The organism is Adhaeribacter pallidiroseus, from assembly GCF_003340495.1.
Lineage (GTDB): Bacteria > Bacteroidota > Bacteroidia > Cytophagales > Hymenobacteraceae > Adhaeribacter > Adhaeribacter pallidiroseus.
The window spans coordinates 414,990-440,117 of the sequence record NZ_QASA01000001.1 but is presented as its reverse complement, the minus strand read 5'-3'; the positions used below and the strand labels follow the sequence as shown (position 1 = coordinate 440,117).

20 protein-coding genes, 4 tRNA genes, 1 rRNA gene and 1 pseudogene are annotated in these 25,128 nt (G+C 42.3%); 8 read left to right on the top strand and 18 right to left on the bottom strand.

The annotated features are described in order from the left end of the window. Positions 1–28 precede the first annotated feature (28 nt). The 7 genes and pseudogenes from AHMF7616_RS01740 to AHMF7616_RS01710 all read right to left on the bottom strand — a co-directional run bounded on the left by AHMF7616_RS01740 (position 29) and on the right by AHMF7616_RS01710 (position 7,234). Positions 29–102: transfer RNA gene (locus tag AHMF7616_RS01740), tRNA-Ala, on the bottom strand. Positions 103–115: 13 nt separating this feature from the next. Next, positions 116–189: transfer RNA gene (locus AHMF7616_RS01735), tRNA-Ile, on the bottom strand. A gap of 210 nt (positions 190–399) precedes the next feature. Further along, positions 400–1,920: ribosomal RNA gene (locus tag AHMF7616_RS01730) — 16S ribosomal RNA — on the bottom strand. A gap of 871 nt (positions 1,921–2,791) precedes the next feature. Further along, positions 2,792–4,059, bottom strand: a pseudogene (locus AHMF7616_RS01725) (adenylosuccinate synthase). 61 nt (positions 4,060–4,120) lie between these two features. Continuing rightward, positions 4,121–4,465 carry an STAS domain-containing protein gene (locus AHMF7616_RS01720; RefSeq protein ID WP_115371319.1) on the bottom strand — a complete coding sequence of 115 codons (345 nt, stop codon included), beginning with the start codon at positions 4,463–4,465 and terminating at the stop codon, positions 4,121–4,123. Further along, complete coding sequence (locus AHMF7616_RS01715; protein ID WP_115371318.1) at positions 4,462–4,929, bottom strand: Fur family transcriptional regulator; 468 nt, start codon at positions 4,927–4,929, stop codon at positions 4,462–4,464. Before AHMF7616_RS01715 ends, AHMF7616_RS01720 begins: the two co-directional genes overlap by 4 nt. A 100-nt stretch (positions 4,930–5,029) precedes the next feature. Further along, positions 5,030–7,234, bottom strand: coding sequence for a RelA/SpoT family protein (locus AHMF7616_RS01710; protein ID WP_115371317.1), 2,205 nt, complete (start codon positions 7,232–7,234; stop codon positions 5,030–5,032). Positions 7,235–7,547: 313 nt separating this feature from the next. On the opposite strand from AHMF7616_RS01710, the gene AHMF7616_RS01705 reads away from it, so the two are divergent. The 4 genes from AHMF7616_RS01705 to AHMF7616_RS01695 all read left to right on the top strand — a co-directional run bounded on the left by AHMF7616_RS01705 (position 7,548) and on the right by AHMF7616_RS01695 (position 9,874). Then, a tRNA-Leu gene (locus AHMF7616_RS01705) sits at positions 7,548–7,629 on the top strand. A 74-nt stretch (positions 7,630–7,703) separates the two neighbouring features. Continuing rightward, the gene (locus AHMF7616_RS26945) at positions 7,704–8,303 is read left to right on the top strand and encodes a trigger factor (RefSeq protein WP_233507252.1); all 600 of its coding nucleotides are present in this window, start codon (positions 7,704–7,706) and stop codon (positions 8,301–8,303) included. After that, complete coding sequence (locus AHMF7616_RS26940; protein ID WP_233507251.1) at positions 8,300–9,034, top strand: trigger factor; 735 nt, start codon at positions 8,300–8,302, stop codon at positions 9,032–9,034. The genes AHMF7616_RS26945 and AHMF7616_RS26940 overlap by 4 nt, the downstream gene beginning before the upstream one ends. A gap of 138 nt (positions 9,035–9,172) precedes the next feature. Then, positions 9,173–9,874 (top strand): ClpP family protease, encoded by a 702-nt coding sequence (locus AHMF7616_RS01695; protein WP_115371316.1) that lies wholly within the window; start codon positions 9,173–9,175, stop codon positions 9,872–9,874. Positions 9,875–9,995: 121 nt separating this feature from the next. Here AHMF7616_RS01695 and AHMF7616_RS01690 read toward each other — a convergent pair whose 3' ends face one another. Then, entirely contained in the window at positions 9,996–11,033 is a 1,038-nt protein-coding gene (locus tag AHMF7616_RS01690; RefSeq protein WP_115371315.1) for a 5-methylcytosine restriction system specificity protein McrC, read from the bottom strand. Beyond that, complete coding sequence (locus tag AHMF7616_RS01685; protein ID WP_115371314.1) at positions 11,030–12,307, bottom strand: AAA family ATPase; 1,278 nt, start codon at positions 12,305–12,307, stop codon at positions 11,030–11,032. The genes AHMF7616_RS01690 and AHMF7616_RS01685 overlap by 4 nt, the downstream gene beginning before the upstream one ends. Positions 12,308–12,587: 280 nt before the next feature. On the opposite strand from AHMF7616_RS01685, the gene clpX reads away from it, so the two are divergent. Next, entirely contained in the window at positions 12,588–13,811 is a 1,224-nt protein-coding gene (gene clpX / locus AHMF7616_RS01680; protein WP_115371313.1) for an ATP-dependent Clp protease ATP-binding subunit ClpX, read from the top strand. Between the two features lie 156 nt (positions 13,812–13,967). Here clpX and lpxB read toward each other — a convergent pair whose 3' ends face one another. From lpxB to AHMF7616_RS01660, 4 genes are all read right to left on the bottom strand, one after another. After that, the gene (gene lpxB / locus AHMF7616_RS01675; protein WP_115371312.1) at positions 13,968–15,086 is read right to left on the bottom strand and encodes a lipid-A-disaccharide synthase; all 1,119 of its coding nucleotides are present in this window, start codon (positions 15,084–15,086) and stop codon (positions 13,968–13,970) included. Between the two features lie 160 nt (positions 15,087–15,246). After that, positions 15,247–15,666, bottom strand: a complete 420-nt coding sequence (locus AHMF7616_RS01670; protein WP_115371311.1) for a 6-pyruvoyl trahydropterin synthase family protein — start codon at positions 15,664–15,666, stop codon at positions 15,247–15,249. Continuing rightward, positions 15,666–16,673, bottom strand: a complete 1,008-nt coding sequence (locus tag AHMF7616_RS01665; protein ID WP_233507249.1) for a FecCD family ABC transporter permease — start codon at positions 16,671–16,673, stop codon at positions 15,666–15,668. The genes AHMF7616_RS01670 and AHMF7616_RS01665 overlap by 1 nt, the downstream gene beginning before the upstream one ends. Next, positions 16,670–17,554 (bottom strand): ABC transporter substrate-binding protein, encoded by an 885-nt coding sequence (locus AHMF7616_RS01660; protein WP_233507247.1) that lies wholly within the window; start codon positions 17,552–17,554, stop codon positions 16,670–16,672. Before AHMF7616_RS01660 ends, AHMF7616_RS01665 begins: the two co-directional genes overlap by 4 nt. A gap of 190 nt (positions 17,555–17,744) precedes the next feature. On the opposite strand from AHMF7616_RS01660, the gene rfaD reads away from it, so the two are divergent. Then, positions 17,745–18,710, top strand: coding sequence for an ADP-glyceromanno-heptose 6-epimerase (gene rfaD, locus AHMF7616_RS01655; protein ID WP_115371309.1), 966 nt, complete (start codon positions 17,745–17,747; stop codon positions 18,708–18,710). Positions 18,711–18,800: 90 nt separating this feature from the next. Here the strand turns inward: rfaD and AHMF7616_RS01650 are convergent, their stop codons facing one another. From AHMF7616_RS01650 to AHMF7616_RS01635, 4 genes are read right to left on the bottom strand one after another with little or no spacing between them, the layout of a single operon-like run. Then, complete coding sequence (locus tag AHMF7616_RS01650; protein ID WP_115371308.1) at positions 18,801–20,348, bottom strand: DHA2 family efflux MFS transporter permease subunit; 1,548 nt, start codon at positions 20,346–20,348, stop codon at positions 18,801–18,803. A gap of 2 nt (positions 20,349–20,350) precedes the next feature. Next, positions 20,351–21,409: an HlyD family secretion protein gene (locus AHMF7616_RS01645; RefSeq protein ID WP_115375412.1), complete on the bottom strand. Its 1,059-nt coding sequence runs from the start codon at positions 21,407–21,409 to the stop codon at positions 20,351–20,353. 8 nt (positions 21,410–21,417) lie between these two features. Continuing rightward, positions 21,418–22,782, bottom strand: a complete 1,365-nt coding sequence (locus tag AHMF7616_RS01640) for a TolC family protein (protein ID WP_115371307.1) — start codon at positions 22,780–22,782, stop codon at positions 21,418–21,420. Further along, positions 22,779–23,393: a TetR/AcrR family transcriptional regulator gene (locus tag AHMF7616_RS01635; protein WP_158546069.1), complete on the bottom strand. Its 615-nt coding sequence runs from the start codon at positions 23,391–23,393 to the stop codon at positions 22,779–22,781. The genes AHMF7616_RS01640 and AHMF7616_RS01635 overlap by 4 nt, the downstream gene beginning before the upstream one ends. A 311-nt stretch (positions 23,394–23,704) precedes the next feature. Here AHMF7616_RS01635 and AHMF7616_RS01630 point away from each other — a divergent pair, with 311 nt between their 5' ends. Together AHMF7616_RS01630 and AHMF7616_RS01625 are read left to right on the top strand one after the other, a co-directional pair. After that, positions 23,705–24,325 (top strand): BamJ family beta-barrel-assembly machinery protein, encoded by a 621-nt coding sequence (locus AHMF7616_RS01630; protein ID WP_115375411.1) that lies wholly within the window; start codon positions 23,705–23,707, stop codon positions 24,323–24,325. 89 nt (positions 24,326–24,414) lie between these two features. Further along, positions 24,415–24,861 (top strand): hypothetical protein, encoded by a 447-nt coding sequence (locus AHMF7616_RS01625; RefSeq protein ID WP_115371305.1) that lies wholly within the window; start codon positions 24,415–24,417, stop codon positions 24,859–24,861. A gap of 162 nt (positions 24,862–25,023) precedes the next feature. Here AHMF7616_RS01625 and AHMF7616_RS01620 read toward each other — a convergent pair. Then, positions 25,024–25,100, bottom strand: a tRNA-His gene (locus AHMF7616_RS01620). Between the last annotated feature and the right edge of the window lie 28 nt (positions 25,101–25,128).

Sequence of the window (25,128 nt, the reverse complement as noted above, 5' to 3'; positions counted from 1 at the left end):
ACTGATGTATAATCTTTTAAATTAAGTGTGGAGAATAACGGAGTCGAACCGTTGACCTCCTGCGTGCAAAGCAGGCGCTCTAGCCAGCTGAGCTAATCCCCCTAGTTTTATAGAGTGGGCCTGCCTGGACTCGAACCAGGGACCTCTACATTATCAGTGTAGCGCTCTAACCACCTGAGCTACAAGCCCTCATCTTTTCGTTGAGTTGCCAGCGCCGGCTTCTAAGCTGTTAAGTCCTTTTCTGTTCCGTTCTGCCCGGCTTTTAGCTCTTTTGCTTACACGCAGCTGTGCTACCACTTCTTTTTGTTTGACTAACCACCTGCTGTGGCTAATCTATTATTGTTTGAATAAGGGAAAGAGAATAGTAATCCAATCAAGAGTAGTAACAATCAGCTCCAGAAAGGAGGTGATCCAGCCGCACCTTCCGGTACGGCTACCTTGTTACGACTTAGCCCCAGTTACCAGTTTTACCCTAAACGGCTCCTTAACGGTTACCGTCTTCAGGTCTCCCTGACTTCCATGGCTTGACGGGCGGTGTGTACAAGGCCCGGGAACGTATTCACCGCGTCATTGCTGATACGCGATTACTAGCGATTCCAGCTTCATGAGGTCGAGTTGCAGACCTCAATCCGAACTGAGAACGGTTTTTTGAGATTGGCATCTTATTACTAAGTAGCGACCCTCTGTACCGCCCATTGTAGCACGTGTGTAGCCCTAGGCGTAAGGGCCATGATGACTTGACGTCGTCCCCACCTTCCTCACTGCTTGCGCAGGCAGTCTCTCTAGAGTCCCCACCATCACGTGCTGGCAACTAAAGATAGGGGTTGCGCTCGTTGCGGGACTTAACCCAACACCTCACGGCACGAGCTGACGACAGCCATGCAGCACCTTGCTTTGTGCCCCGAAGGGAAGCCTCATCTCTGAGGCGGTCACGCGCATTCTAGCCTAGGTAAGGTTCCTCGCGTATCATCGAATTAAACCACATGCTCCACCGCTTGTGCGGGCCCCCGTCAATTCCTTTGAGTTTCACCCTTGCGGGCGTACTCCCCAGGTGGATAACTTAACGCTTTCGCTAAGACGCTGACCGTGTATCGCCAACATCGAGTTATCATCGTTTACAGCGTGGACTACCAGGGTATCTAATCCTGTTCGCTCCCCACGCTTTCGTGCCTCAGCGTCAGTTACAGCCTAGTAAGCTGCCTTCGCAATCGGAGTTCTGGATCGTATCTATGCATTTCACCGCTACACGATCCATTCCGCCTACCTCGTCTGTACTCAAGCCTAACAGTATCCATGGCAGTTCAACAGTTGAGCTGTTGGCTTTCACCACGGACTTATTACGCCGCCTACGCACCCTTTAAACCCAATAAATCCGGACAACGCTTGCACCCTCCGTATTACCGCGGCTGCTGGCACGGAGTTAGCCGGTGCTTATTCACCAGGTACCGTCAGTTCCCTTCGCAAAGGTATTTTCTTCCCTGGTAAAAGCCGTTTACAACCCAGAAGGCCTTCATCCGGCACGCGGCATGGCTGGGTCAGCCTTTCGGCCATTGCCCAATATTCCCTACTGCTGCCTCCCGTAGGAGTCTGGTCCGTATCTCAGTACCAGTGTGGGGGATCATCCTCTCAGAACCCCTAGTCATCGTCGCCTTGGTGAGCCGTTACCTCTACCAACTAGCTAATGACACGCATGCCCATCTTTTATCGCCTCAGCTTTAACTGTCTTCAGATGCCCTCAAACAGTATTATGCGGTATTAATCCGAATTTCTTCGGGCTATCCCCCAATAAAAGGTAGGTTGCATACGCGTTACGCACCCGTGCGCCACTAACTGGAGTATTGCTACCCCAGCCCGTTCGACTTGCATGTATTAGGCCTGCCGCTAGCGTTCATCCTGAGCCAGGATCAAACTCTCCATTGTATGATATAATTACGAGTATTCCTACTCTTATTTGTCTCGCTGGATTGTTACCCTTGCTCTCTTTTTTAACATAAGACCCTCTAACCCCGTAAGGTTAAATCTAGCACTTATGCGGTTTACTATTCTCTTCTTCCACTCATTCAAAGAACTTCTACCAACCCCTGCCGGATTGATCTTGTACTACTGCTAATTAGTAGTATATTGTATTTTAATTACTGGATCAGTTGTTAACTCTTTTCCCTTCCTGCCGGGACACTAGAGACTAACCTTTTTGCCGCCCTGCTTAGTTCCACGCCGCAGAACTTTCTTCTTTCCGCTAAACCGTTCAACGTTTTTGGGAGTGCAAAGCTAAACATCTTTTTTATTCTTTTCAAATGAAAACAAAAAATATTCTAACTTTTTTTCTGCCCCGCTCTCCCTAGTTCCTACCAGTCCCGCCAACCTTTTGCTTCCTCGCCGAACCCCCTTCTTTAGAGTTCCCTCGCACCGCTACTCTGCTAATCCTAGGTCCCACTTTCCACCTGTTGTCGAATTGGGAGTGCAAAGGTAATGACCTTTTTCCTTTTTCCAAATCCCAAAAAAAGTTTTTTTTGGAGTTCGTAGAGGCTTATAAAACCGAAAACGATAACTTACAATAACTCTACAGCTCCTGCCTTCCCTTTTTTATTCTTGCTCTCCCTTACTTTCCGGTAAAAGGCCCGCTGCCTCCTTTTTTCCGTTTCGGTCTGCAAAGATACCATCATCCTTTTCCCTTTTCCTAACCTTTCACCCAACTTTTTCATATTCCTACTCCCGCTATTCCCTAAACCTCTGTAAATAAACCAGAAAAATTTACCTCCACCAGCTTAATACCCCCGCACCAGGAATACCTCTACCGCCGCAACGTGCTCACCCGGTCCGGCCCCACACTCACTATGGTGATGGGAACGTCTAATTGCTGTTCCAGGAATTGAATATAAGATGTAAAAGCCTCGGGTAAATCGTCAAAATCCGTAATTTTATTTGTATCTATTTGCCAGCCAGGTAGTGTAACATAATTAGGGCTTAACTCTCCTTCTATAAATTGGTGTGGTACCATACCCGTTAACTCCCCACTAGGTAACTTATAATTGATGCAGACCTTAATTTCGTCAAAGTTATCCAATACATCTGCCTTCATCATGTTCAACTGAGTTACCCCATTTAACATGATAGAATACTTTAACGTTGGTAAATCTATCCATCCACAACGACGAGGGCGGCCTGTTGTAGAACCAAATTCGTGTCCTGCTTTACGAATTTCTTCTCCTAAACTGTCGAGCAATTCTGTTGGAAAAGGGCCACTACCAACTCGCGTACAATAAGCTTTAAATATACCATAAACTTCCCCAATATGACGCGGTGCTACTCCTAAACCAGTACACGCGCCGGCTACCAAGGTATTGGAAGAGGTTACATAAGGATACGTTCCAAAATCAATATCCAAAAGCGATCCTTGGGCTCCTTCCGCTAAAATTCTTTTTCCATTAGCCAGTGCCTCATTAATCATGTATTCACTGTCAACTAACTTAAAGGTTTTTAAATATTCTACCGCTTCGAAAAATTCTTTTTCCTGTTCTTCAATATCCAGAGTTCTTTGATAGAAACTGACTGTTTTTTTATGACGTTCAATTATACGATTATAACGCTCATTAAAATCGGAAAGTAAAATATCACCAACCCGTAATCCTGAACGCCCAATTTTGTCTTGGTAAGTTGGGCCAATCCCTTTTAAAGTAGATCCAATCTTGTTGTCACCTAAGGCTTCTTCTGAAACTCGATCTATAAACTTATGAGATGGCAGAATAATAGCTGCTTTTTAGAAATGTACAGGTTTTGGGAAGCGTCAATATTCCGGTCAGCCAACTTCTTCATTTCAGCCTTAAAAATAATTGGATCTAACACTACTCCATTGCCAATGATGTTGATAATATGAGGATGAAAAATACCAGAAGGTATTTGATGCAACACATGCTTTGTGCCTCCAAATTCTAAAGTATGGCCCGCATTAGGCCCACCCTGAAAACGAGCGACAATATCGTAAGTTGGGGCCAGCACATCCACAATTTTGCCTTTGCCTTCGTCGCCCCACTGAAGACCTATTAAAATATCTACTGCCATTTAAGTAGTGATTGATGAATAAATTTTAAATTTTTGGAGTAATTTAATCCTAAATGAATTATCAGGATTGAGTTAAAAATTCGGCAGCGGCCTGATCCGTTTCTTTAATTGTAAAAATGTTGTTAAGCTTCGTGATAATTAACAGTTTACGAATTTGCTCCGAGGGGTTTATTAAAACCATTTCGCCGCCCCGATTGCGAAACTTAGTTAATAAGGAAACAAGAACCCCAATGCCGCTGCTATTAATAAATCGAACCTGCGATAAATCCACAGCACACAATAATTTAGTTTCGCTGATACTATTATTAACTAATTCAACAAGTTGCTGAGAATCCGGACTGCCTATTAAGTCTCCTTGTAATCGAACGTAAACTATATCTTCTGTTACGGTACTTTCTAATTTCATGTATTCTGTGCGTTGTTTTTAGCCCGGCAATCAGCACATATGCCGTATAGATTTAAAGAGTGGTGCAAGATATGAAAATTTAATAGTTCGCCTACCATGGTCTGTATATTATGGATCCGGGGATCACAAAACTCTACTACTTTATGGCATTCGGTACAAATTACATGGTCGTGCTGCCGGTAACCATACGATTTTTCGTACTGCGCTAAATTACGCCCGAACTGGTGCTTACTCACCAAGTCATTTTCTACCAGTAAATCCAAAGTATTGTAAACAGTAGCCCGACTTACCTGGTAATTTTTATTTTTCATACTGATATAAAGCGACTCTACATCAAAGTGACCGGTGCGGGAATAAATTTCTTCCAGAATAGCATACCGCTCTGGAGTTTTTCGCAAGCCTTTACTCTCCAGGTATGCCGTAAAAATCTTTCTTACTTCGTTGAATTTTATAGTATCTAACACGTCTTTTGTAATTACTTTTTTAAAAAATAGAACTAAACAGCACCTACTATAACAACAAATAGGCTCCTAAACGTGCCATTGTTAGGTAACTAGGCGGTTTTTAAGAATCAAATCGTTCTACTAAGATAACGCCGTTTACCCGGTTTAAGCGTTGGATAAGCTTTTCAAGATGGCTCGTATCATTTACAAACACCATAATTTTGCCATCGAAAATTCCATCGTGCGAATCTAAAGTAATAGAACGCATATTCACTTTTAAACTGTTCGAGATAACTTTTGTTAAGTCATTCACCATTCCAACCCGATCGGTTCCTTTAATGCGGATACCCGCCAGAAATACCAGTTCGTATTGATCCGTCCACTTTGCTTTCACAATACGGTTTCCGTAATTCGACATTAACTCCACGGCTTTAGGGCAGGAAGTACGATGTATAATAATCCCTTCGGTTTCGGTTTCGAACCCAAATACATCATCGCCCGGGATGGGATTACAACAGGTAGCAATCGTGTACGCAATTTTAGCGGTATTTTCCCCGATTACCAGCATATCCGAAGTAACACCCCGGATCTTTTGTACTTCTTTATCAAAGCTTTTTTGATCAAAATGTTCATTCTTGGCTCGTTCCAAAACCAAACTATAATCAAAAATTTCTTCTTTAATATCTTTGATATCTATTTTATTGATAGCTATCCGGTAATAAAATTCTTGCGGGTGCGGTACGTGGAAAAAAGTAAATAAACGATTTAAATTAGAAGGGGTGGGTTCTACTTCTAATTGCTGTAAACGCTTTTCTACCAAGTTTCTACCTTCTTCTGCTTTAATCTTACGATCTTCGCGCAAGTATTCTTTTATTTTAGAACGAGCCCGAGACGTGGTGGCAAATTTAAGCCATTCTTCCGAAGGCCGTTGTTTTTGCGATGTCAAAACTTCAACCTGGTCGCCGTTGTGTAGGCGGTAACTTAAAGGTACCAACTTTTGATTTACTTTCGCGCCAATGCACTGCGCCCCAATTTGGGTATGAATTTCGTAAGCAAAATCTAAGGCAGTAGCTCTGTCGGGTAAAATTATTAATTGGCCTTTGGGAGTAAATACAAAAACTTCTTCCACAAACAAATTTTTCCGGAAGTCATCCATAAACTCCAGGGCGTTAGAATTATTCATTTCTAACATGTCCCGGACTTTGTTTATCCATTGTTCCAATCCCGATTCTTGTCCATGCCCACCTTCTGTTTTATACTTCCAGTGCGCTGCGTATCCTTTTTCGGCAATATCGTCCATGCGCTGGCTCCGGATTTGCACCTCAACCCACTGGCCGGTGCGGCTCATTACCGTTGTATGCAACGATTCGTAGCCATTCGCCCGAGGCGTGCTTACCCAATCGCGTAAGCGATCTGGGTTAGGTTGGTAAAAATCGGTTACAATAGAATAAACCGACCAACAAGCCGCTTTTTCAATTTCCAAGGGCACATTTAATATGATACGAATAGCAAATAAATCATACACCTCATCGAAAGTGATATTTTGCTTGCGTATTTTTTTTAGAATAGAATAAATAGACTTGGGTCGGCCTTTAATTTCAAAATCAAAGCCCTGGCGCTTTAGTTCTTCTTCCAGTGGCGTTACAAAATCCTTGATAAACTTATTACGGGCAACCTTCGTCTGCCGGATTTTATTCGTAATTTCCTTGTAAGTATCGGTATCTGTATATTTTAAATATAAATCTTCTAACTCCGATTTAATAGCGTATAAACCCAGCCGGTGTGCCAGCGGAGCATATAAATACATGGTTTCAGAAGCGATTTTTAACTGTTTGTCGCGGGCCATGCTATCTAGGGTTCGCATATTGTGCAAGCGATCCGCTAGTTTTATTAAAATTACCCGTACATCGTCTGACAATGTCAGCAGCATTTTTCGAAAATTCTCGGCCTGCTGCGAGGTGCCATAATCGAAAACGCCAGAAATTTTAGTTAAACCTTCAATAATCCGGGCTACACTGCTACCAAACTCCCGCTCAACATCTTTTGTTTCTAATTCCGTATCTTCAACCACATCGTGCAGCAAAGCCGCCACGATAGAGGTAGTTCCTAAACCAATTTCTTCAACGGCTATTTGGGCTACCGCTAAGGGATGTAAAATGTATGGCTCGCCCGATTTTCGGCGCATGTTTTTATGCGCTTCTAATGAGGTGTTAAAAGCTTTTTTAATAATTTTAGCATCATTATCTTTTAAAAAAGGCTTGGCGTATTTCAGCAGCCGGCGATAATGACGCAGTATTTCTTTTCGCTCTTCTTCTGGATCAATCATTCTATAAAAACGCGTTTCTCAGTAGTACGTTAACGCTTACTAACCGGAACACCAGGTATTTTATTTATTATTTTATACCAAATGTAACTATCTATTAAATTAAACAAAATTAACTATTGTATAGTGCCTATTTTCAACTCGACCATTATCAAGTAGTACTTTCTATTAATACGATTAATTTTTACTTGTAAGATTTACAATCCAACTGATTAAAGATAAAACTTTGATTAGGTAAAAATATTTTTTAAAAATTTATAATGCCATTTGCTTTTAGTGTTGGGTTTAGTACCTTTGCAGCACAATTGAAAGCCCTGCGGATGTGGCGAAATTGGTAGACGCACTAGACTTAGGATCTAGCGCTGCGAGGCATGGGGGTTCGAGTCCCTTCATCCGCACTTCATCACCCTCAACATACCCGTGTTGAGGGTTTATTTTTAATGCATTATCCAATAACCTAAATTTGTAAGCCTTGAACATTACCTTAAATCAGAACGAAACAACCAATGCTAACTTAAAAGTGGTATTGCAGGAAGCAGATTATGCTCCTAAAGTTGACGAAAAAATTAAAGAATACACCAAAAAGGCTCAGATCAAAGGATTTCGCCCGGGTAAAGTTCCGGCGGGCCTGATCCGTAAAATGTACGGCAAAAGTATTCTGGCTGAAGAAATCAACGGTTTACTTTCTAAATCAGTAAACGACTACATTAAAGAAAATAATATCCGGATTTTAGGCGAGCCGCTACCGGACGAAACCAAGCAAAATGCCATTGATTGGGAAAATCAGAAAGAATTTGAGTTTGATTTTGAATTAGGTATTCTACCGGATTTTGAGCTAAACTTAACCGACGGTGAAACCCTGGATGCTTATAAAATTGAACTAGACGAGGAAACCATTAACCAGGTACACGAGCACCTGCAGCGGCAATACGGCGAAACCGCTAACCCAGAAACATCCGAAGCCACTGATTATTTGTCCGGTGAGTTACGTCAGGTAGACGGTGAATTTAAAACTACTACCCTACTGCCCATCAATAAAATCAAAAAAATCAGGAGCAGTTTATCGGTGTGAAAGCCGGTGACGTTATTACATTCGACCTGCAGGAAGTTTTTGAAAGTGATGCTAGCGCCATCTCGCACGTAACGGGTGTTAAAAAATCAGAGGCAGCCGAGTTAAAAGGTAATTTCGAATTCGCGGTAGAAAAAATTAACCGGACTACAACTGCTGAATTTGATCAGGAATTGTATGATAAAATCTTCGGTAAAGACACGGTTACAACTGAAGAAGAATTTAATAATAAGCTGCACGAAACTTTAGCCGAAAACTACCAGCAGGAAGCCGACAAAGTTTTAAAAAATAAACTGGTCGAAAAACTAGTTAAAGAAACGAACATTACGCTGCCAGAAGAATTTTTTAAAAAATGGTTAGCGGTATCGAATCAAGGCAAGTTAACGCCGGAGCAGATTGAGCAAAACTTTGAGCAATACAAAGATGAGCTGAAATGGTCGATGATCCGGAATAAAATTGTAGAAGAAAACGACATTAAAGTTTCGAACGAAGAAGTGGTAAACGCCGCTAAAGCTAAAATGTTCGCCCAATTTAACATGCCGGAGATTTCAGAAGAATTGGCCGAAACCATGAACGGTTACATCGACAACTATCTGAAGCAGAATAACGGTAGAAATTACATTAACGAATACGAAGCCATTTTGGCAGAAAAAGTGCTTGACGTATTAAAAGATAAAGTAACGGTAGTCGAAAAGTCAGTAACCGCCGATGAGTTCCGGAATTTATCGTTCTAAATACACTTTTCTTTAAACAAAAAGCTTAAAAAGTCCTTATAATAAGGACTTTTTTATTTTTGCATGATTTCTGTTAATTTACCCGGAAAAGTTATTAGTACCCAATACTTATAATTCATCATTTAAGAACCACACTCTATGTACAATAAAGAAGAATTCCGAAAATTTGCCGTAAAAGGCCAAGGTTTGAGCGGTTTAGGCGTAGATCAGTATTTAAGCCACGTAGAAAATTCTACGAATATGCACCGCATCGAAAGCATGACCCGCTCGGTAATTGAGGAACGCCCCACTAACTTTCGCGAAATTGACGTATTTTCGCGTTTAATCATGGACCGTATTATTTTTCTGGGAACCCAGGTAGATGATTTTATCGCTAACATTATTACGGCTCAATTGCTGTTCTTAGAATCATCTGATTCGAAGAAAGATATTTTATTATATATCAATAGCCCCGGCGGATCGGTGTACGCTGGTTTAGGCATTTACGATACCATGCAGTACGTAAAACCCGATGTTGCCACCATTTGTACCGGTTTAGCCGCTTCTATGGGTGCGGTATTATTGTGCGGTGGCGCTAAAAACAAACGTTCGGCTTTACCACACGCTCGCGTAATGATTCACCAACCCATGGGTGGTACCCAAGGTCAGGCTTCGGATATTGAAATTACCGCTCGCGAAATTTTAAAATTGAAAAAAGAATTGTACGAAATTATTGCTTCGCACAGCGGTAAAACCTACCAGGAAGTACACGACAACTCCGACCGTGACTACTGGCTGCGCGCCGACGAAGCCAAAGAATACGGCTTAATCGACGAAGTTTTAATTCGCCCAACAGTTTAATTTTTAAAATCTGCCAATTTTTGAGCTTACCTTAACACTCGTTAGGGTAAGCTTTTTTTAATGAGACAAATGTAAGGATGCTGCCAGGTGGAAGTTTTAAAAGGCTTGAACAAACAGAAATTTAAAAAAGTAATTGCAGCAAATCCTGTTTAATACCGGGCCACGGTTGATTAAGATTAATGGTGCAGATTCTTACCTTTTTACCGCTTAAGGTATATTCTAAATTTAACACTTTGTTTACTACGGGGTACAACAGCATTCCTTCTAAAGCCTGATCTTTTAAATTAACAGGCGAATTGTGCAAATAAGTAAACAACTGATACAGATGTTTGGAGTGCAGTTTCTCGTTCTGGTAATGCGGTAGCAAAGCTTTTCCGTAAAACTTAGTATCAATAATTATTTTGCGAGCGGCCGATTCTAAAGAAATATCCGTAAGCATTACCGGAAGAAAATCTTGCGCTTCTTCGGTGGTACCCTGCCCTAACCAGTTTATTTTTTCTGATCTTACCTGAAAAACGGATTGCTCTAAGCGATAGAAGTTCCGAACAAATGCTTCGAAAATAACAGCCATTTGCTTTTTATCTGACAGAAAAGATTTGAAAGCAAATTCTTGTTCGTCACTAACAGGCAATAAATTTTCCCGGATAAGAATGCAACAATTTAAAATAAACTGGTAACGCTCTTGTTGATGCCGGGGCACAGGCATTTTTTTTAAAATTTGAAAGTTAAACGCCAAAGTTTGTACCGGTGCAAGTTGAGAAAGGAGCACTTCTACTTCTTTTTTTAAGTTTGGGACTAATCCAACAGTGTGCTGGAGCTGTAGAAGAGTAGTTTTCAGAATTTGATTCGGTAAAATATTCGGGCTAAGTTCTTCCACCATACAAATAGCTTGGCCCGATTTAGCTTTTTGATTTAAACGAAAAGTTTCGTTTAGCAATAACTTACCCTTAATGCCATTAATCTGACGGGTTTGTGTAATGTATTCCGCTGCTAAACCTTGCTTAATAAGCTTACGGGTTTCTGGCAGTAACATACTGGCTAAAAGGTTAACTACGTTCTCCCCGGCTTCCTGCCCCACTACCGGCGACTCCAGCGAAATCTCGGCCTTATTCCAGGCGTAACTCAGCAGGTAGTATATATTCTGGATGGGAATAATCATGCGGCGGGCAACTGTAGTTTTTTAAGTTGGGCCACTACTTGTTTCGGGTTATCAAACCAATATTCTTCTAACAAAGGAGTTATTTCATTTTCCACAACACCCTGAAACCAATCTATTCCTGCTCCTTCCGGTGGATTACTAAAATAACTATGCCCAATCATAAAGCCCGGACCTAACGCACCATCTGAGCTAATTACCTCATTTAACTGATTTAAACTTTTAACTATATGCTGCGCCAGAGCAGGTGCTATTTTCTTGCTGGCCAAGTATTCCTGAAAGCGACCGCCAAACTGGGGTTCCATTTTAAAAAAAGCAAAACGGCGTCGCAACGCATAATCCAGTAATACCAACGAGCGGTCGGCCGTGTTCATGGTACCAATCACAAAAACGTTTTCCGGAATGTAAAACCGATCATTTATTGATTGTCCATAAGTGAGCGAGGTTGCAAAGGCAGGGCCGCGTTTATCGGCTTCCAGCAGAAACAACATTTCGCCAAAAATGCTACTTACATTGCCCCGGTTAATTTCTTCAATTATAAAAAAATAAGCCTGTTCTGAATCGGCTACAGCCCGCTGGCAAAAATTATAAAATACGCCGTTGGTTAAGGTAAACTTTCCTTCTTTATCGGGGCGGTAACCCTGAATAAAATCATCATAGGCGTAATTACTATGAAATTGCACTATTTCTATTCGATCCGGATTTAAGTTTTCTTGTTTTAAAAAAGCGAGGCGTTTAGCTAAAAAAGATTTACCGGTACCCGGCGGGCCATGCAAAACAATGTTCTTCTTGCGCTCCAGCACCGCCAATAAGCTTTGCAATTGAAGCTCCGCCAAAAACAACTCCCGCAAAGCTTGTGGTAAGGTGTAAGACGCTGTTTTTTTAATTTTATAAGCAACTTCCGGTTCGGCTGCTAAGCCCGCGGCCGGTACCGGATTACTAAGGGCCAAGGCAATTTCCGCAGAGGCATTTACTTCGGTGATTTCTTTTTCATCAGCGGGGGGCGGTAAAAATAAAGGTTGCTTGGTTACCACTGAAAAACCTAATTTTTCCAGGTAAGTATTGCTTGCGGTGCCTGCCGAAATAGCCCATTCAGTAGCCGTACCACTGGCTAACTGGTGTGCTAAACGCAGTAACTCGCGCGGAGGATAGCGTTTGCCTTTATACACTACATCGTACACCGTAGAAGCACGCATGCGCAACTGCTGGTGATCAATATTGCTGATCGCCTGCAAAATATGCTCCCGGGTAATACTTTTTAGTTTAAAAGTGGTCATATCCTTTGGTTAGCCTAACAACGTACAAGTTAATAGGTTAGGTTCCGAAAAAAAGAATAGCATTTAAACAAGTTTTTTTCATTTCGAAATATAAACTTACAAGTTTAAAAATTAGAAAAATTCAAAAAAAGATTTCTTGCTTACTAAAAATCCATAAATATCTAACATGCAATATTTTAAATGTTAAAAACGTGTTAATAAAAATATTTATCCGTAAAATTTCTATTTAGTACCTTTGTAGTACTTTACGTTAAAAATACTTTTTACTAATAATAATTATATGGCCGATGTAACGTGCTCTTTCTGCGGCAAAACAAAAAAAGAAGTATCTATTATGATTTCGGGCATTAATGCCCACATCTGCGAGCGGTGTATCGGCCAGGCCCAGCAAATCTTAAACGAAGAAAATAAAATCCGTTCCAGCAGCCGTTCTCCTAAGTTTAATTTGGTTAAACCCAAAGAAATGAAAGAGTACCTGGACCAGTTTGTGGTTGGTCAGGATGAAGCGAAGAAAGTAATGTCGGTGGCGGTTTACAACCATTACAAACGTTTAATGCAAACCATTAAAACCGACGATGTAGTAATTGAAAAATCGAACATTATTATGGTGGGCGAAACGGGTACGGGCAAAACTTTTCTGGCCCGGATGCTGGCGGGGGTTTTACAGGTTCCGTTTTGTATTGCGGATGCTACTGTTTTAACCGAAGCCGGCTACGTAGGCGAAGACGTAGAAAGTATTTTAACCCGGCTACTGCAAGCCGCCGATTACAACGTAGAAGCAGCCGAGCGCGGCATTGTGTACATCGATGAGATTGATAAAATTGCCCGTAAAAGCGACAATCCGTCGATTACCCGCGATGTAAGCGGCGAAGGCGTGCAGCAAGCTTTATTAAAATTACTGGAAGGCACTTCGGTAAACGTGCCGCCGCAGGGTGGCCGGAAACATCCGGAACAGAAAATGATTTCGGTAAATACTGAGAATATCTTATTTATTTGCGGCGGCGCTTTCGTGGGAATTGATCGGTTAATTAAAAACCGCATGAACGCTAAACCAATCGGTTTTTCTAAATCAGCCGACGATGCGGTAGAAAACACTGAAAATTACTTACGCTATATTTCGGCACAGGATTTAAAATCATTTGGCCTTATACCGGAGTTAATTGGGCGTTTACCCGTTTTAACGCACTTAAACCCGCTGGATAAATCTACGTTGCGGTTAATTCTAACGGAGCCGAAAAACTCGATTATTAAGCAATACAAGCGCTTGTTCGAGATGGAAAACATTAATTTAACTTTTGCCGAAGATGCCTTGAATTACATTGTAGAAAAAGCAGCCGAGTATAAGTTAGGAGCCCGGGGCCTACGTTCTATTTGCGAAGGCATTATGACGGAGGCTATGTTTGAACTTCCTTCGCAGCAAGGCACCCACGATTTAGTAATTGACTTGGAATACGCCCGCCACCAGTTCGAAAAATCTTCCTTAAAACAGTTGAAAGTAGCGTAAGATTAGATGTTGGATATTAGACAAAGTATATTAAAATTTTAAAAATACTTAAAACAAGAGCGGCTTCTGAATAATCAGAAGCCGCTCTTGTTTTAAGTATTTTTTTCGGGAGATTTAATGTCTACTATTTTTTGTCTAATATCTCTTATCTAGCATCTACTGGCTAGCGTCTGATTGCAGGTATTGGACCATTAACCGGGCAGCTTTGGCAGCGGATTTTGCTTCACCTAACAAATTACGCAGTTCCTGATAATCCTTTTTTTGTTGTTGAATCACAGCTTCATCTTCCGTAATTTTTTTTAACTCCGTAATTAGATTGGGACCGGTTAATTTGCTTTGAATTAATTCTTTTACCACGGGTTTACCGGCAATTAAATTTACCAGGGAGATATAAGGAACTTTAATTACCGCTCTACCAATCCAGTACGAAATAGCACTAGTGGTATAACAAACTACCTGGGGCACGTTGAACAAAGCAGTTTCGAGGGTAGCAGTACCCGATGTAACCAGAGCGGCTTGTGCATGCGCGAGTAAATCGTAGGTTTGGTCGGTTACCACGCGTAAGTTTTCTCTTTTAAAATTCTGGTAATAATCCGGGTTTAAATTCGACACTGCGGCCACCACAAACTGGTACTCCGGAAAAGCCGGCAATACGCTCAGCATTATGTACAAAATCGATTCTATTTCTTGTTTGCGGCTACCGGGTAATACCGCAATAATGGGTTTATCAGCTAAATCATTTTTTTTAAAAAAATAAGGATCTGCCTGGTGTTCCCGGACCATGTCAGCAATGGGATTACCGATATAATCTACTTTATAATCGAACCGGCCGTAAAATGCTTCTTCGAACGGCATAATTACAAACATCCGGTCCACAATTTTTTTGATCTTGTGTACGCGGCCTTGATTCCAGGCCCAGATTTTAGGAGAAATGTAATAATAAACTTTTAATCCCTGCGCTTTGGCAAACTGGGCAATGCGTAAATTAAATCCGGCATAATCTACCAAAATAACCACGTTCGGGTTATAAGTTAAAATATCCGCTTTGCACTCCCGCAAAAAACGGGAAATTTTAAAAATATTGCTGGCTGCTTCTATAAAACCCATGAAAGCTAATTCGCGGTAATGCCGTACTAATTCGCCACCGGCGGCCTGCATCAGATCGCCACCCCAAACGCGAAATTCCGCTGCCGGATCTTGCTGCCGCAGTTCCTGCATTAACTTTGCAGCGTGTAAATCGCCGGAACGCTCGCCCGCAATTAAATAATATTTCAATTTATTAGATTGTTGAATTGTTTGATTGTTGAATGGTTGGATTGCTGAATTGTTGAACGGTTAAATGGCTAGCAGATAAGGTATTTAGATAATCTAATAATACTTTATAAACTATTTTACAACCAAACCATTTAACAATCTAACTCTTCAACAATTAAAATTACTCGCCGAAGTACTCCACAAAGTTGCGGGGAGTTTCGTACAACTTCAGACTGTGTAGTTGCGCCGATGCCGAAATTTTGGTGATCAGGGGTTGCAGAATGTTCCAGAACGCTATAACTAAATTTTCGGTGCTGGCCAGTTTGCCTTCCATAAAAGCTACGTCTAAATTCAGGTTTTTATGATCTACTTTTTGGATAATGTGCTCCCGAACCAGGGTGCTGAGTTTTTTTAAATCTATCACAAATCCGGTATCCGGATCGGGGTTGCCCTTAACCGTTACGATTAACTCGTAGTTATGCCCGTGCCAGTTGGCGTTAGCACAGGGCCCAAACACTTCTTTATTTTTGGCCATCGACCAATTGGGATTGAACAGCTTATGCGCCGCATTAAAGTGTTCTAATCTGCTTATATAAACCATCAGCTAAAATAATATTGCTTTTTCAGGAGCAAATATACGAAAAAAGGTACCCCAAAGAACGAAGTAATAATACTAATTGGTAAACCAGCGGGTGGATAAATAAAACGGGACAAAATATCGCAACCAACCATAAATATGCCGCCTAACCAGGCACAAACCAGCAGGTTATTCTTGTAAGTAATTCCTAATAAAGCCCGCGTTACATGCGGTATGATAATTCCCACAAAACCCACCGAACCAGCTAAAGCTACCGAAAAGCCGCAGAGCACCGCTACCGTAATTAAAATAAGCCAACGCGTACGAACAACGTGCACGCCTAAGGTTTGCGCCCGTTCTGAACCTAATAACAAAGCATTTAATTCTTTTACCTGAAACTGGAACAACAACAAACTTAAACCTAAAGCAACCGCCGGATAAGGTAAAAACTCCCAGTTGGCCCGACCGAAGTCGCCCATCGACCAGAATAGAATAGACTTTATGTGGCTTTCGGAACCGGACAGAAAAGTAAATAAACTTACCAGGGCCGTTAACAAAGAACTAACGGCAATGCCGGCCAATAATAACTGCGCCGGTATAATCTGGCCTTTGCGGTAACCTAAAGCAATCACTAAAAGTGTAACGCCAAAAGCTCCAATTAAGGCAAAAAACGGGGGTAAGTAGATAGCGCCCCAGGTAGTAGCCAACAGGCCGGAAATACTCAAGGAAGCTCCCAGCGAAGCACCAGAAGCCGTACCCAAGATATAAGGATCGGCTAAAGGATTATTTACCATGGCCTGCATGAGATAACCGCAAAACGATAAGGAGCCGCCCACGAGCAAAGCCAAAGCTAAGCGCGGTAATCGTAGTTGCACAATCGCAAAATGGGTGGCGTTGCCAGCATCGTAGGCCCAAATAGCATCCCGTACATCGGTAAGTGAAGTGGAAAAGCTACCAACCAGTAAGCCGGCTCCTACCCCAGCTACTAGTAAAATACACAATAAAAAGTAAATGCTGAGTTGCTTGATCAAGGTCTGATAATCGATTGCAGTTCGCGTACCGACTCTACCACCCGGGGACTGGGTCGGGACATTAAATCATCGGTGGCCGCATAAATGCGCTGGGTTTGGTAAGCGGTTATGCGTTTTAATTCCGGATATTGTTTAAAAAAGGTGCTGTCCATTTTCCCGAAGGTACCGCCTATGATTACATCCGGGTTTATTTTTAAAATATACTCACGGGTTAAAGCAGGATAAGGCTGCGCCATTTTTTCGGGCACGGCATTATCGGCTCCAATTAACCGCAGTTTATCGGTAAACAGGGTATTCCGGCCGTACACGTAAATCGGGTCGTTCCAGGTAATAGCCAATACTTTTAACTTCGGAACCTGCTTTAACTTACGGGCCGTAATGGTTTTCAGCTGTTGTTTAAGCGAATCGCTGTAAAATTGGGCATACGCATCGCGGTGAACAATACGCCCGATATCTTGTAACCGGTCAAAAATATCCTCTATTTTTTCGAAAGTCTGAAAATATACCGGTATACCCAATTCCTGGATACGGGCCGCTACTTCCGGAGGAGTAATGCCGTGCACGGTAAAAATTAAATCCGGCTTTAACTTTACCAAGGTTTCATAATCCATGGGGTAATTGTTTACTACTGGTTTACTTTTTGCCCGCGCCGGGAAATCGCAGTTTTGCGTGCGGGCTATAATCTGGCTTTCGTCGCAAACGGCAAAGAGCATTTCGGTAGTGGAAGGTGCCAGTGCCATCACGCGCTTCGGGTACCGGGGAATTTTTAAATTTCGGCCCAGATCATCGGTTACAGCAATAAACTCTACCCCGGAAATTAATTGCTTTTTTTCTCCCCCTGCTTGGCAACTGGTAACGCCGAAACTTACAATAAAAATCAAAAATTCAAGCCAACATAAATTAAAATTTGCCCGAAACAAGAGCTGCCCCATTCAATAGTATTTAAAAACTTTAAAATCTTCTCTAAAATGCAATAAACCGCCTACCGGTATTTGGTAATCGTACGGGGTACTGTTTTTTTCGTAAATTTAGCGCATTAGTTCAGAACAGGTCGTAAATAAAAATAGAAATATGATAATAGTAACCGGGGCCGCAGGTTTTATAGGTTCATGTCTGGTAAGCAGGCTCAATGCCGATAATTTTAACGATATTATCGTGGTGGATAATTTTTCGACTGCGAAAAAAGAAAACAACCTGCACGGAAAAAAAATTAAACGGTACGTAGATCGTAATGATTTTTTTGATTGGTTAACGGAGAACTACGAAGAAGTAGAGTTTATTTTTCACCTGGGCGCCCGCACCGATACCACCGAAATTAACAAAGATATTTTTGATTTACTCAATTTAAACTATTCTAAAAAAATATGGGAAGCTTGTTGCGAGTATCAGATTCCTTTGGTGTATGCCTCCTCGGCGGCTACTTACGGCGCCGGTAAATTAGGCTACGACGACGACGAAGCTATACTGCCTTTGTTAAACCCCTTGAATGCATACGGAGATTCCAAGCACGAATTTGATAAATGGGTGTTGCAGCAAACGGCCAAACCATTTTTCTGGGCCGGTTTAAAGTTCTTTAACGTGTACGGCCCCAACGAGTACCACAAAGGCCGGATGGCTTCGGTGATTTATCACGCTTTTAACCAGATCAACGATAATGGCCGGTTAAAGCTTTTCCGGTCCCACCATCCGGATTTTAAAGACGGGGAGCAAAAGCGGGATTTTGTGTATGTAAAAGACGTGGTAGAAGTGTGTTATTTCCTGATGCATTTACGCCAGCACTCCGGTATTTATAATTTAGGCAGCGGCCAGGCTCGGACCTTTATGGATTTAGCTTTTAACACCTTTACGGCCATGAACCAGGAAATTAACATTGATTTTGTAGATACGCCGCTAGTGATCCGCGACAATTATCAATATTTTACCGAGGCGAACATGCAAAAATTAAAAAATATCGGCTTTACCCGCCCTTTCTACACTTTGGAAGAAGGCATAACGGATTACGTACAACAATACCTAAACCCGAATAAATATTTATAAAAAACGAAAACCCCGCCTGCATTCAGACGGGGTTTTCGTTTTATAGTGCTTGCCAACTCAAATTTTTAAAATTTTGATAAGCCAGCAAGTTTAATGGGCATCAACGGGTAACTGCACGTTTTTCTTAAATTTTTGCAGATACAATAACGGTATGGAGCACAACATAATCATACCGGAAATCCAGTAAGCATCTGTGTAAGACAACAACATGGTTTGTTTAATAACCGTACCTTCTATGGCGCGGTACGCGGCGGTTTTCGCATCCAGCATCGAGTACCCTTTGGCAATAAAAGTTTGCATTAAACCCTGAAACCGTTGCAAAAAGGCCGGATTGTACTCATTAATATTTACCAGCAAGTCGTTGCGGTGGATACCGGAACGCACGTGAATTAAAGTAGTCAGCAAGGCTATACCGAATGAACCGCCTAATTGCCGCATCATGTTGTTTAATCCGGTACCTTGCCCTAGTTCTTTGCCTTTTAAATCCTGAATAGCCAAGGTAGTAAGCGGTACGAATAACAAGGCCATACCTACTCCCCTAATGGCTAAAGGCCAGAAGAAATCGTGAGTACCGCTCACTAAGGTAGATTTAATCAGCATCTGCGAAAATACAAAAAACAAGAACATGCCTACGGTAGCCATAAACTGCGCCGGTACGCCGCGTTGCAGCATTCTGCCCACAAAAGGCATCATTACAATGGTAAATAACCCGCCGGGTAAAAGTAATTCACCGGTTTGCTGCGCCGTAAAACCTAATAAGCTTTGGCAAAATACCGGGAACACAAACATAGAACCGTACAAACCTAAACCCAGCACAAACGAGGTAAACATGCCCACACTAAAGCTCCGGTGGCGCATAATTTTAAAATTTACAATCGGGTGCTTGGTAACTTTTTCGCGCCACACGAACAAAATGGTCCCAATTACCGAAGTAACGGTTAAAACAATGATGTAAGGTGTGGCAAACCAATCTTCGGATTCGCCTTTTTCCAGTACGGTTTGTAAGCTGCCTACCGCTGTGGCTAATAAGGCAATGCCCCACCAATCAATCGGATTTCCTTTTCCTTCGCGCGGTGTTTCGCGCACAAAGGAATAGGTAGCAAAAGCCGCAATAGCTCCCACCGGTATATTCACGTAAAAAATCCAGGGCCAGGCAAAATTATCGGTAATGTAGCCGCCTATAGTCGGGCCAATGGTTGGGCCCACTACCGCGCCTAAACCAAATAAAGCCGTGGCCGTGCCCACTTGTTCCGGGGGCCAGGTTTCGAGTAAGATAGCTTGCGCTGTGGAGATTAACCCTCCCCCCGCTATCCCTTGCAGAATCCGGAAGGCAATCAATTCCTCTAAAGTAGTAGCGTTACCGCACAGAAAAGAGGCAATGGTAAATAAGATAATAGAACCTAAAAAATAATTCTTCCGGCCAAAATATCCGCCTAACCAACCCGACATCGGTAAAATAATCACGTTGGCTACTCCGTAACCCGTGGTAATCCAGGCTATATCTTCGAGGGTAGCGCCTAAATTTCCCTGCATCTGCGGAATCGATACGTTCACGATGGTGGTATCAATCAGCTCGAGCAAAGAAGCGGTAATTACCGTTATGGTAATTACCCACTTTTTTAATCCGGTTTCTGCCATAATTATTCCTGCGTAATAACCGAAACCCGCACGCTCATACCGGGCCGTAATTGATCCATGATTTCTTTACGGGTATTTATTTTAATTTTAACGGGCACCCGCTGCACTACTTTCACGAAGTTACCAGTAGCATTATCGGGCGGTAATAACGAAAATTTAGCGCCGGTAGCCGGCGAAAAATTATAAATTTCGCCCATTACTTTTTCTTCCGGAAAAGCATCTACCTCAATGTTTACTTTTTGGCCAGAGCGCAATTTCTCAAGTTGGGTTTCTTTAAAATTAGCCGTAACGAATAAACTATTCTCGTTCACAATCGAAAATAAGCTTTGTCCGGGTTGTACTAACTGGCCTTTCTGCACATTCTTTTTAGAAGCAATCCCCGAAGCAGGCGCGGTAACCTGCGCGTAAGAAAGTTGCAGTTTCGCAAAATCAATATCGGCTTGCCGCTGATCGATGCCCGTAGAGGTGGCGGCTAACTGCGAACGCGTGGTACCTACCTGCTGGCTGGCAGCCTGGTATTGTCCTTGGGCAGCTTCCAGGTTTGCCGCCGAAGCATCGCGTTCGGCAACGGCCTGGTCGAACTGCTGCTGGGTGATAGAACCATCTTGTATTAAGTTGGCGTAACGCTTATAATCTTGGGTTGCTTTCCAGAGTCGGGCCTGAGCCGCTTGAATATTGGCTTTAGCACTGGTAAGGTTAGCGGCAGTGGCGGTAATCTGCGCCTGCGATACGTTGATATTCGCGCTGGTACCCCGGCGGGCAGCTTCGGCTTGTTCTAACCGAATGCGTAAATCCCGGTCATCTAACTTTACAACCACCTGACCTTGCTTTACCGGTTGGTTTTCTTCAAAATTAATTTCTTCCACGTACCCACCCACCCGGGCTACTACCGGACTAATATCGCCATCAATCTGGGCATCGTCGGTATCCACGTGTTTGCTAAAGTATAAGTACTCCCGGATGCCGAAAATAGCCCCGCCCAAAAGCACTAATCCCAAAATGATCGGGATAACTTTATTTGATTTTTTCTTCTTCTTTTTTTCGATTACTACTGTCTCCATGACTTCCATTATTTTTGCGAGATTTTTCCGGTTGATTTTAATAAGGTATAATAAGCGATTTCGGCGTCGGCGCGGGCCAGTTCTAAGTTAATTTGGGCCTGAAACAATTCGGTTTGGGCATCTACCCGTTCGGTAGCCGTGGCTACTTTATTCTGGTACTGCGAGGCCGTGGTACGGTCATTTTCCTGCGCCTGAACAATGGCAGTTTCCAGAATCCGGATGCGTTCCAGGGCTTTCGCGTAGTTTTGGTAATTCTGGTTTACTTCGGTTTTCACCTGGTCGGTAACCAAATCCCGGCTGATATCTGTTTGCGTTTTCTGAATCCGGGCTTCGCTCACTTTATTTTTGTTTAGCCACAGGTTATCAAAGTTCCAGGCAATGGTAGCACTGGCGGTTAAAGGAGTTAAAAAACTGTTGGCTTTTGGTAAAAACGGCCCTTTTAGATTTAAGTAATACGCATTCGCTCCGACCAACACCGTTGGCTGCACATCCGCTTTTAAAGATTTAATATTTAATTCGGCCATCTGACCGTTTAAAGCCAAGGATTTTAGTTCCTGACGGTTGGCCAAAGCCGATTCCATAAAGGTATTTAAGGCCGGCGTTTGCCTATTATAAGCAGGCAATTGTTCGGTTTGCAAATCCGTGTTTTCGGGCAAGCCCAACAAAATATTTAAGTTGTAAACTACAATCTTGCGGTTTGTTTCTAAATCTACCGCCGAAAGCTCTACATTGCTGCGTTGCAACTGAAAGCGCAGCACATCATTTCGGGTAACAATACCTTGTTCGAAGAACCGTTGTGCTTGCTTTATTTGCCGGTCAATGGCTTGCAGATTTTGGTCAACTACTTTCTTACTTTGCTGCAGCTTGTATAAGTTATAATAAGCATTGGTAATATTGTAAACAATTTCTTCTTGGTCTTTTTCCGCATCCAAACGGGCGATATCGGTGAGGACTTGGGTACTTTCGCGGGCGTAGCGTAGTTTATTACCCGCAAAAATAATTTCCTGTAAACCAGCGGTACCAATAGCGGCATCGGCGTGTTTGGGTAAATAAAACGGATCTGCTTCGGGCGTTAATTGTAACTTGTTCGTCAGAATTTCGGCATGATTGTACGTGTAACTCACGCTACCGGTCGGTAGCCGACTATCTTGAGCCTGGTTGTACCGCGAAATAGCCTGATCTATTCTGGACTGCGCTAATTTTAAATTTTTGCTGTTGCGCACGCCTAAGTCAACTGCTTGGGATAAAGAAATTACTTGAGCATTTTGGGCAGGCGCTACCAAAGCGTATCCACTTAATAGGATTATCACTACCAGCCGGCGGTACCAGAAAGCTTGTTTCCACTCGGGCAAACAGAGAAATTTTAACTTCATTTTTTTAATAAGTAAGCTTGTAAAAAATCTTGTAGAAAATGTTTAATGCGGGGCTTTAATTTTTCCGTTAAGTCCGGACCATTTAGGTCTACTTGTAACAGTTGCGAAGAAATATGCGACGAGTTGGAGATATAGTATTTTGTGCCTAAAATGCTGGCAATCAACATTTCCACGTCTACTGCTCGAAAAGAATCGTTATCAATTCCTTCCTGAATGATTGCTTTTAAGGCATTTATATTCTGCAGTACCTGGTCGGTTATGGTTTGAATAATTTCCGGGCGTTGGTTCAAAGAAAGTTCGCGTTGAATTAACCGGTGAAACCCGCTGTTAACTAATACGCGCTCCAAGTAAATATCAACGGCTTGCATTAGTTTCTCCCAGGAAGAAATTGGTTTTTCTTTTATAGCCAGTAAGGCTTGCCGCAAAAAATTTATGCGCCGTTCCAGCACTGCTTTTAATAACCCATCTTTAGATCCGAAATAATAATTAAGCATGGCCATATTTACTCCGGCTTCGGTAGCTAAGTGGCGGGTAGAAGCTCCTTCGTATCCTAACTCCCCAAATACTCTTTCGGCCACCTCCAGGATATAATCTTTCTTATCTTGCTTCAAAATTTTACTTCTTTAGTAACTCTGCTGCAAAGTTAATCAATCGATTGATTAATTACAAGCTTAAATAATTTTTTTACTGGTTTACAAGGTAAAATGTTAGTGAAACTTCAATAATAATTTCAGAAGAACAGTAAAAATTTAAAAAATACGTCTTTATACCAGAAATTTTGAATTTAGCAACTTAGTTCTATCCGTATTTTTACGACATTTATTCTGGCAAAAAGCCGGGATTAAATGGAAAAGAATAGTTTTGCAGTATCAATCTGCCGGATTAAACGTATTAAATCGGGCACATGCTTATTTTAAAAATTATGAGTTTACAAAACAATAAAGAGAAAGTCAGTTATATTATTGGCCGCGATATGGCTGCCAACTTCCAGAAACAAGGTTTAGCAATAGACCCGGAAATATTTTTACTGGGATTTAAAGAAGCTACTGCCGGTCAAAAATCGCAACTTAGCCCCGATGAGGCCCAATCGGCCATGATGGAGTTACAACAATTAATGGCCAGCCGCCAAAACGCAGGAGATGGCCGGCAAGGTGAAATAAACCAGCAAGAAGGAGCCGCTTTTTTAGCGGAAAATAAAAACAAAGCCGGAGTGGTGGCCTTACCCAGCGGTTTACAGTACCAGGTACTAAATGAAGGCTCTGGTAAATCACCTTCTAAAAATGATTCGGTAACTACGCATTACCACGGTACTTTGCTGGACGGCACTGTTTTCGACTCATCGTACGAGCGCGGCGAACCGGCTACCTTCCCGGTAAACGGTGTAATTGCCGGCTGGACGGAAGCCTTGCAAAAAATGAAAGAAGGTGATAAGTGGCGGCTGTTTATTCCGTCCAATCTGGCTTATGGCACCCGGGGCGCCGGTGGCGATATTGGCCCAAACGCTGCGCTAATTTTTGATGTAGAACTGTTATCCGTGAATTAAAACGTATTTAGCCTGTTATGAAACCTAAAACGCTGCCGTAAAATAAATTTAATTTACGGCAGCGTCTATTTTTTAAATTTAAAGTACAGTTGGATCTCTTCAGCGAAGAATTTTACCCGGAAAAAGGTTACTCTAACAATTGCCTGCTATTAACCACCGAAAATCTGGAAATTAAGCACCAAGGCCGCCGGTATTTGCTGCCTTTAAACCAAATCGAAAACATTCAACTAAGCCATATTCGGCTTTTATTCTACTACTTGGCGGGTGGGTTTACGCTTACCCTTTCCCTGATAGCCGTTCTGAGTAATTTCATTTCGCCGTTGCCCGGAATATTAATTTTACTGGTGGGCGCTACGAGTTTTTTTATTGGTTGGAGAGGCAAATTAAGCCTGCAAATAAGTACCACCTCCGACGATTACGTATTCTGGTTTTCGGGCAGCTACCCACCTTTTTTGCAGTTTATTAATTTGGTTAGACACCGCATTATTACCTTTCAATCTGTAGAACCCGATCAACCTTCTCCGGCTTTTGAATAATTTGTATTCCTTTCTTCTAAGTGCTTGCCTTCTCTAAAATACTTGCATTGCCCGTAATAATGCTGTATCAGCCATCAGAGGCTTGTAGATTTTTAAAAAATTAAAAAAGCAACTCAGAAAAAGAAAGGCAATAAAAAAGGCTTCCGATTTCTCAGAAGCCTTTGGGGTGGGAGACGGGGCTCGAACCCGCGACCCCCAGAATCACAATCTGGTGCTCTAACCGACTGAGCTACAACCACCGTTTTTAATTGGTCTGCAAATGTAAGG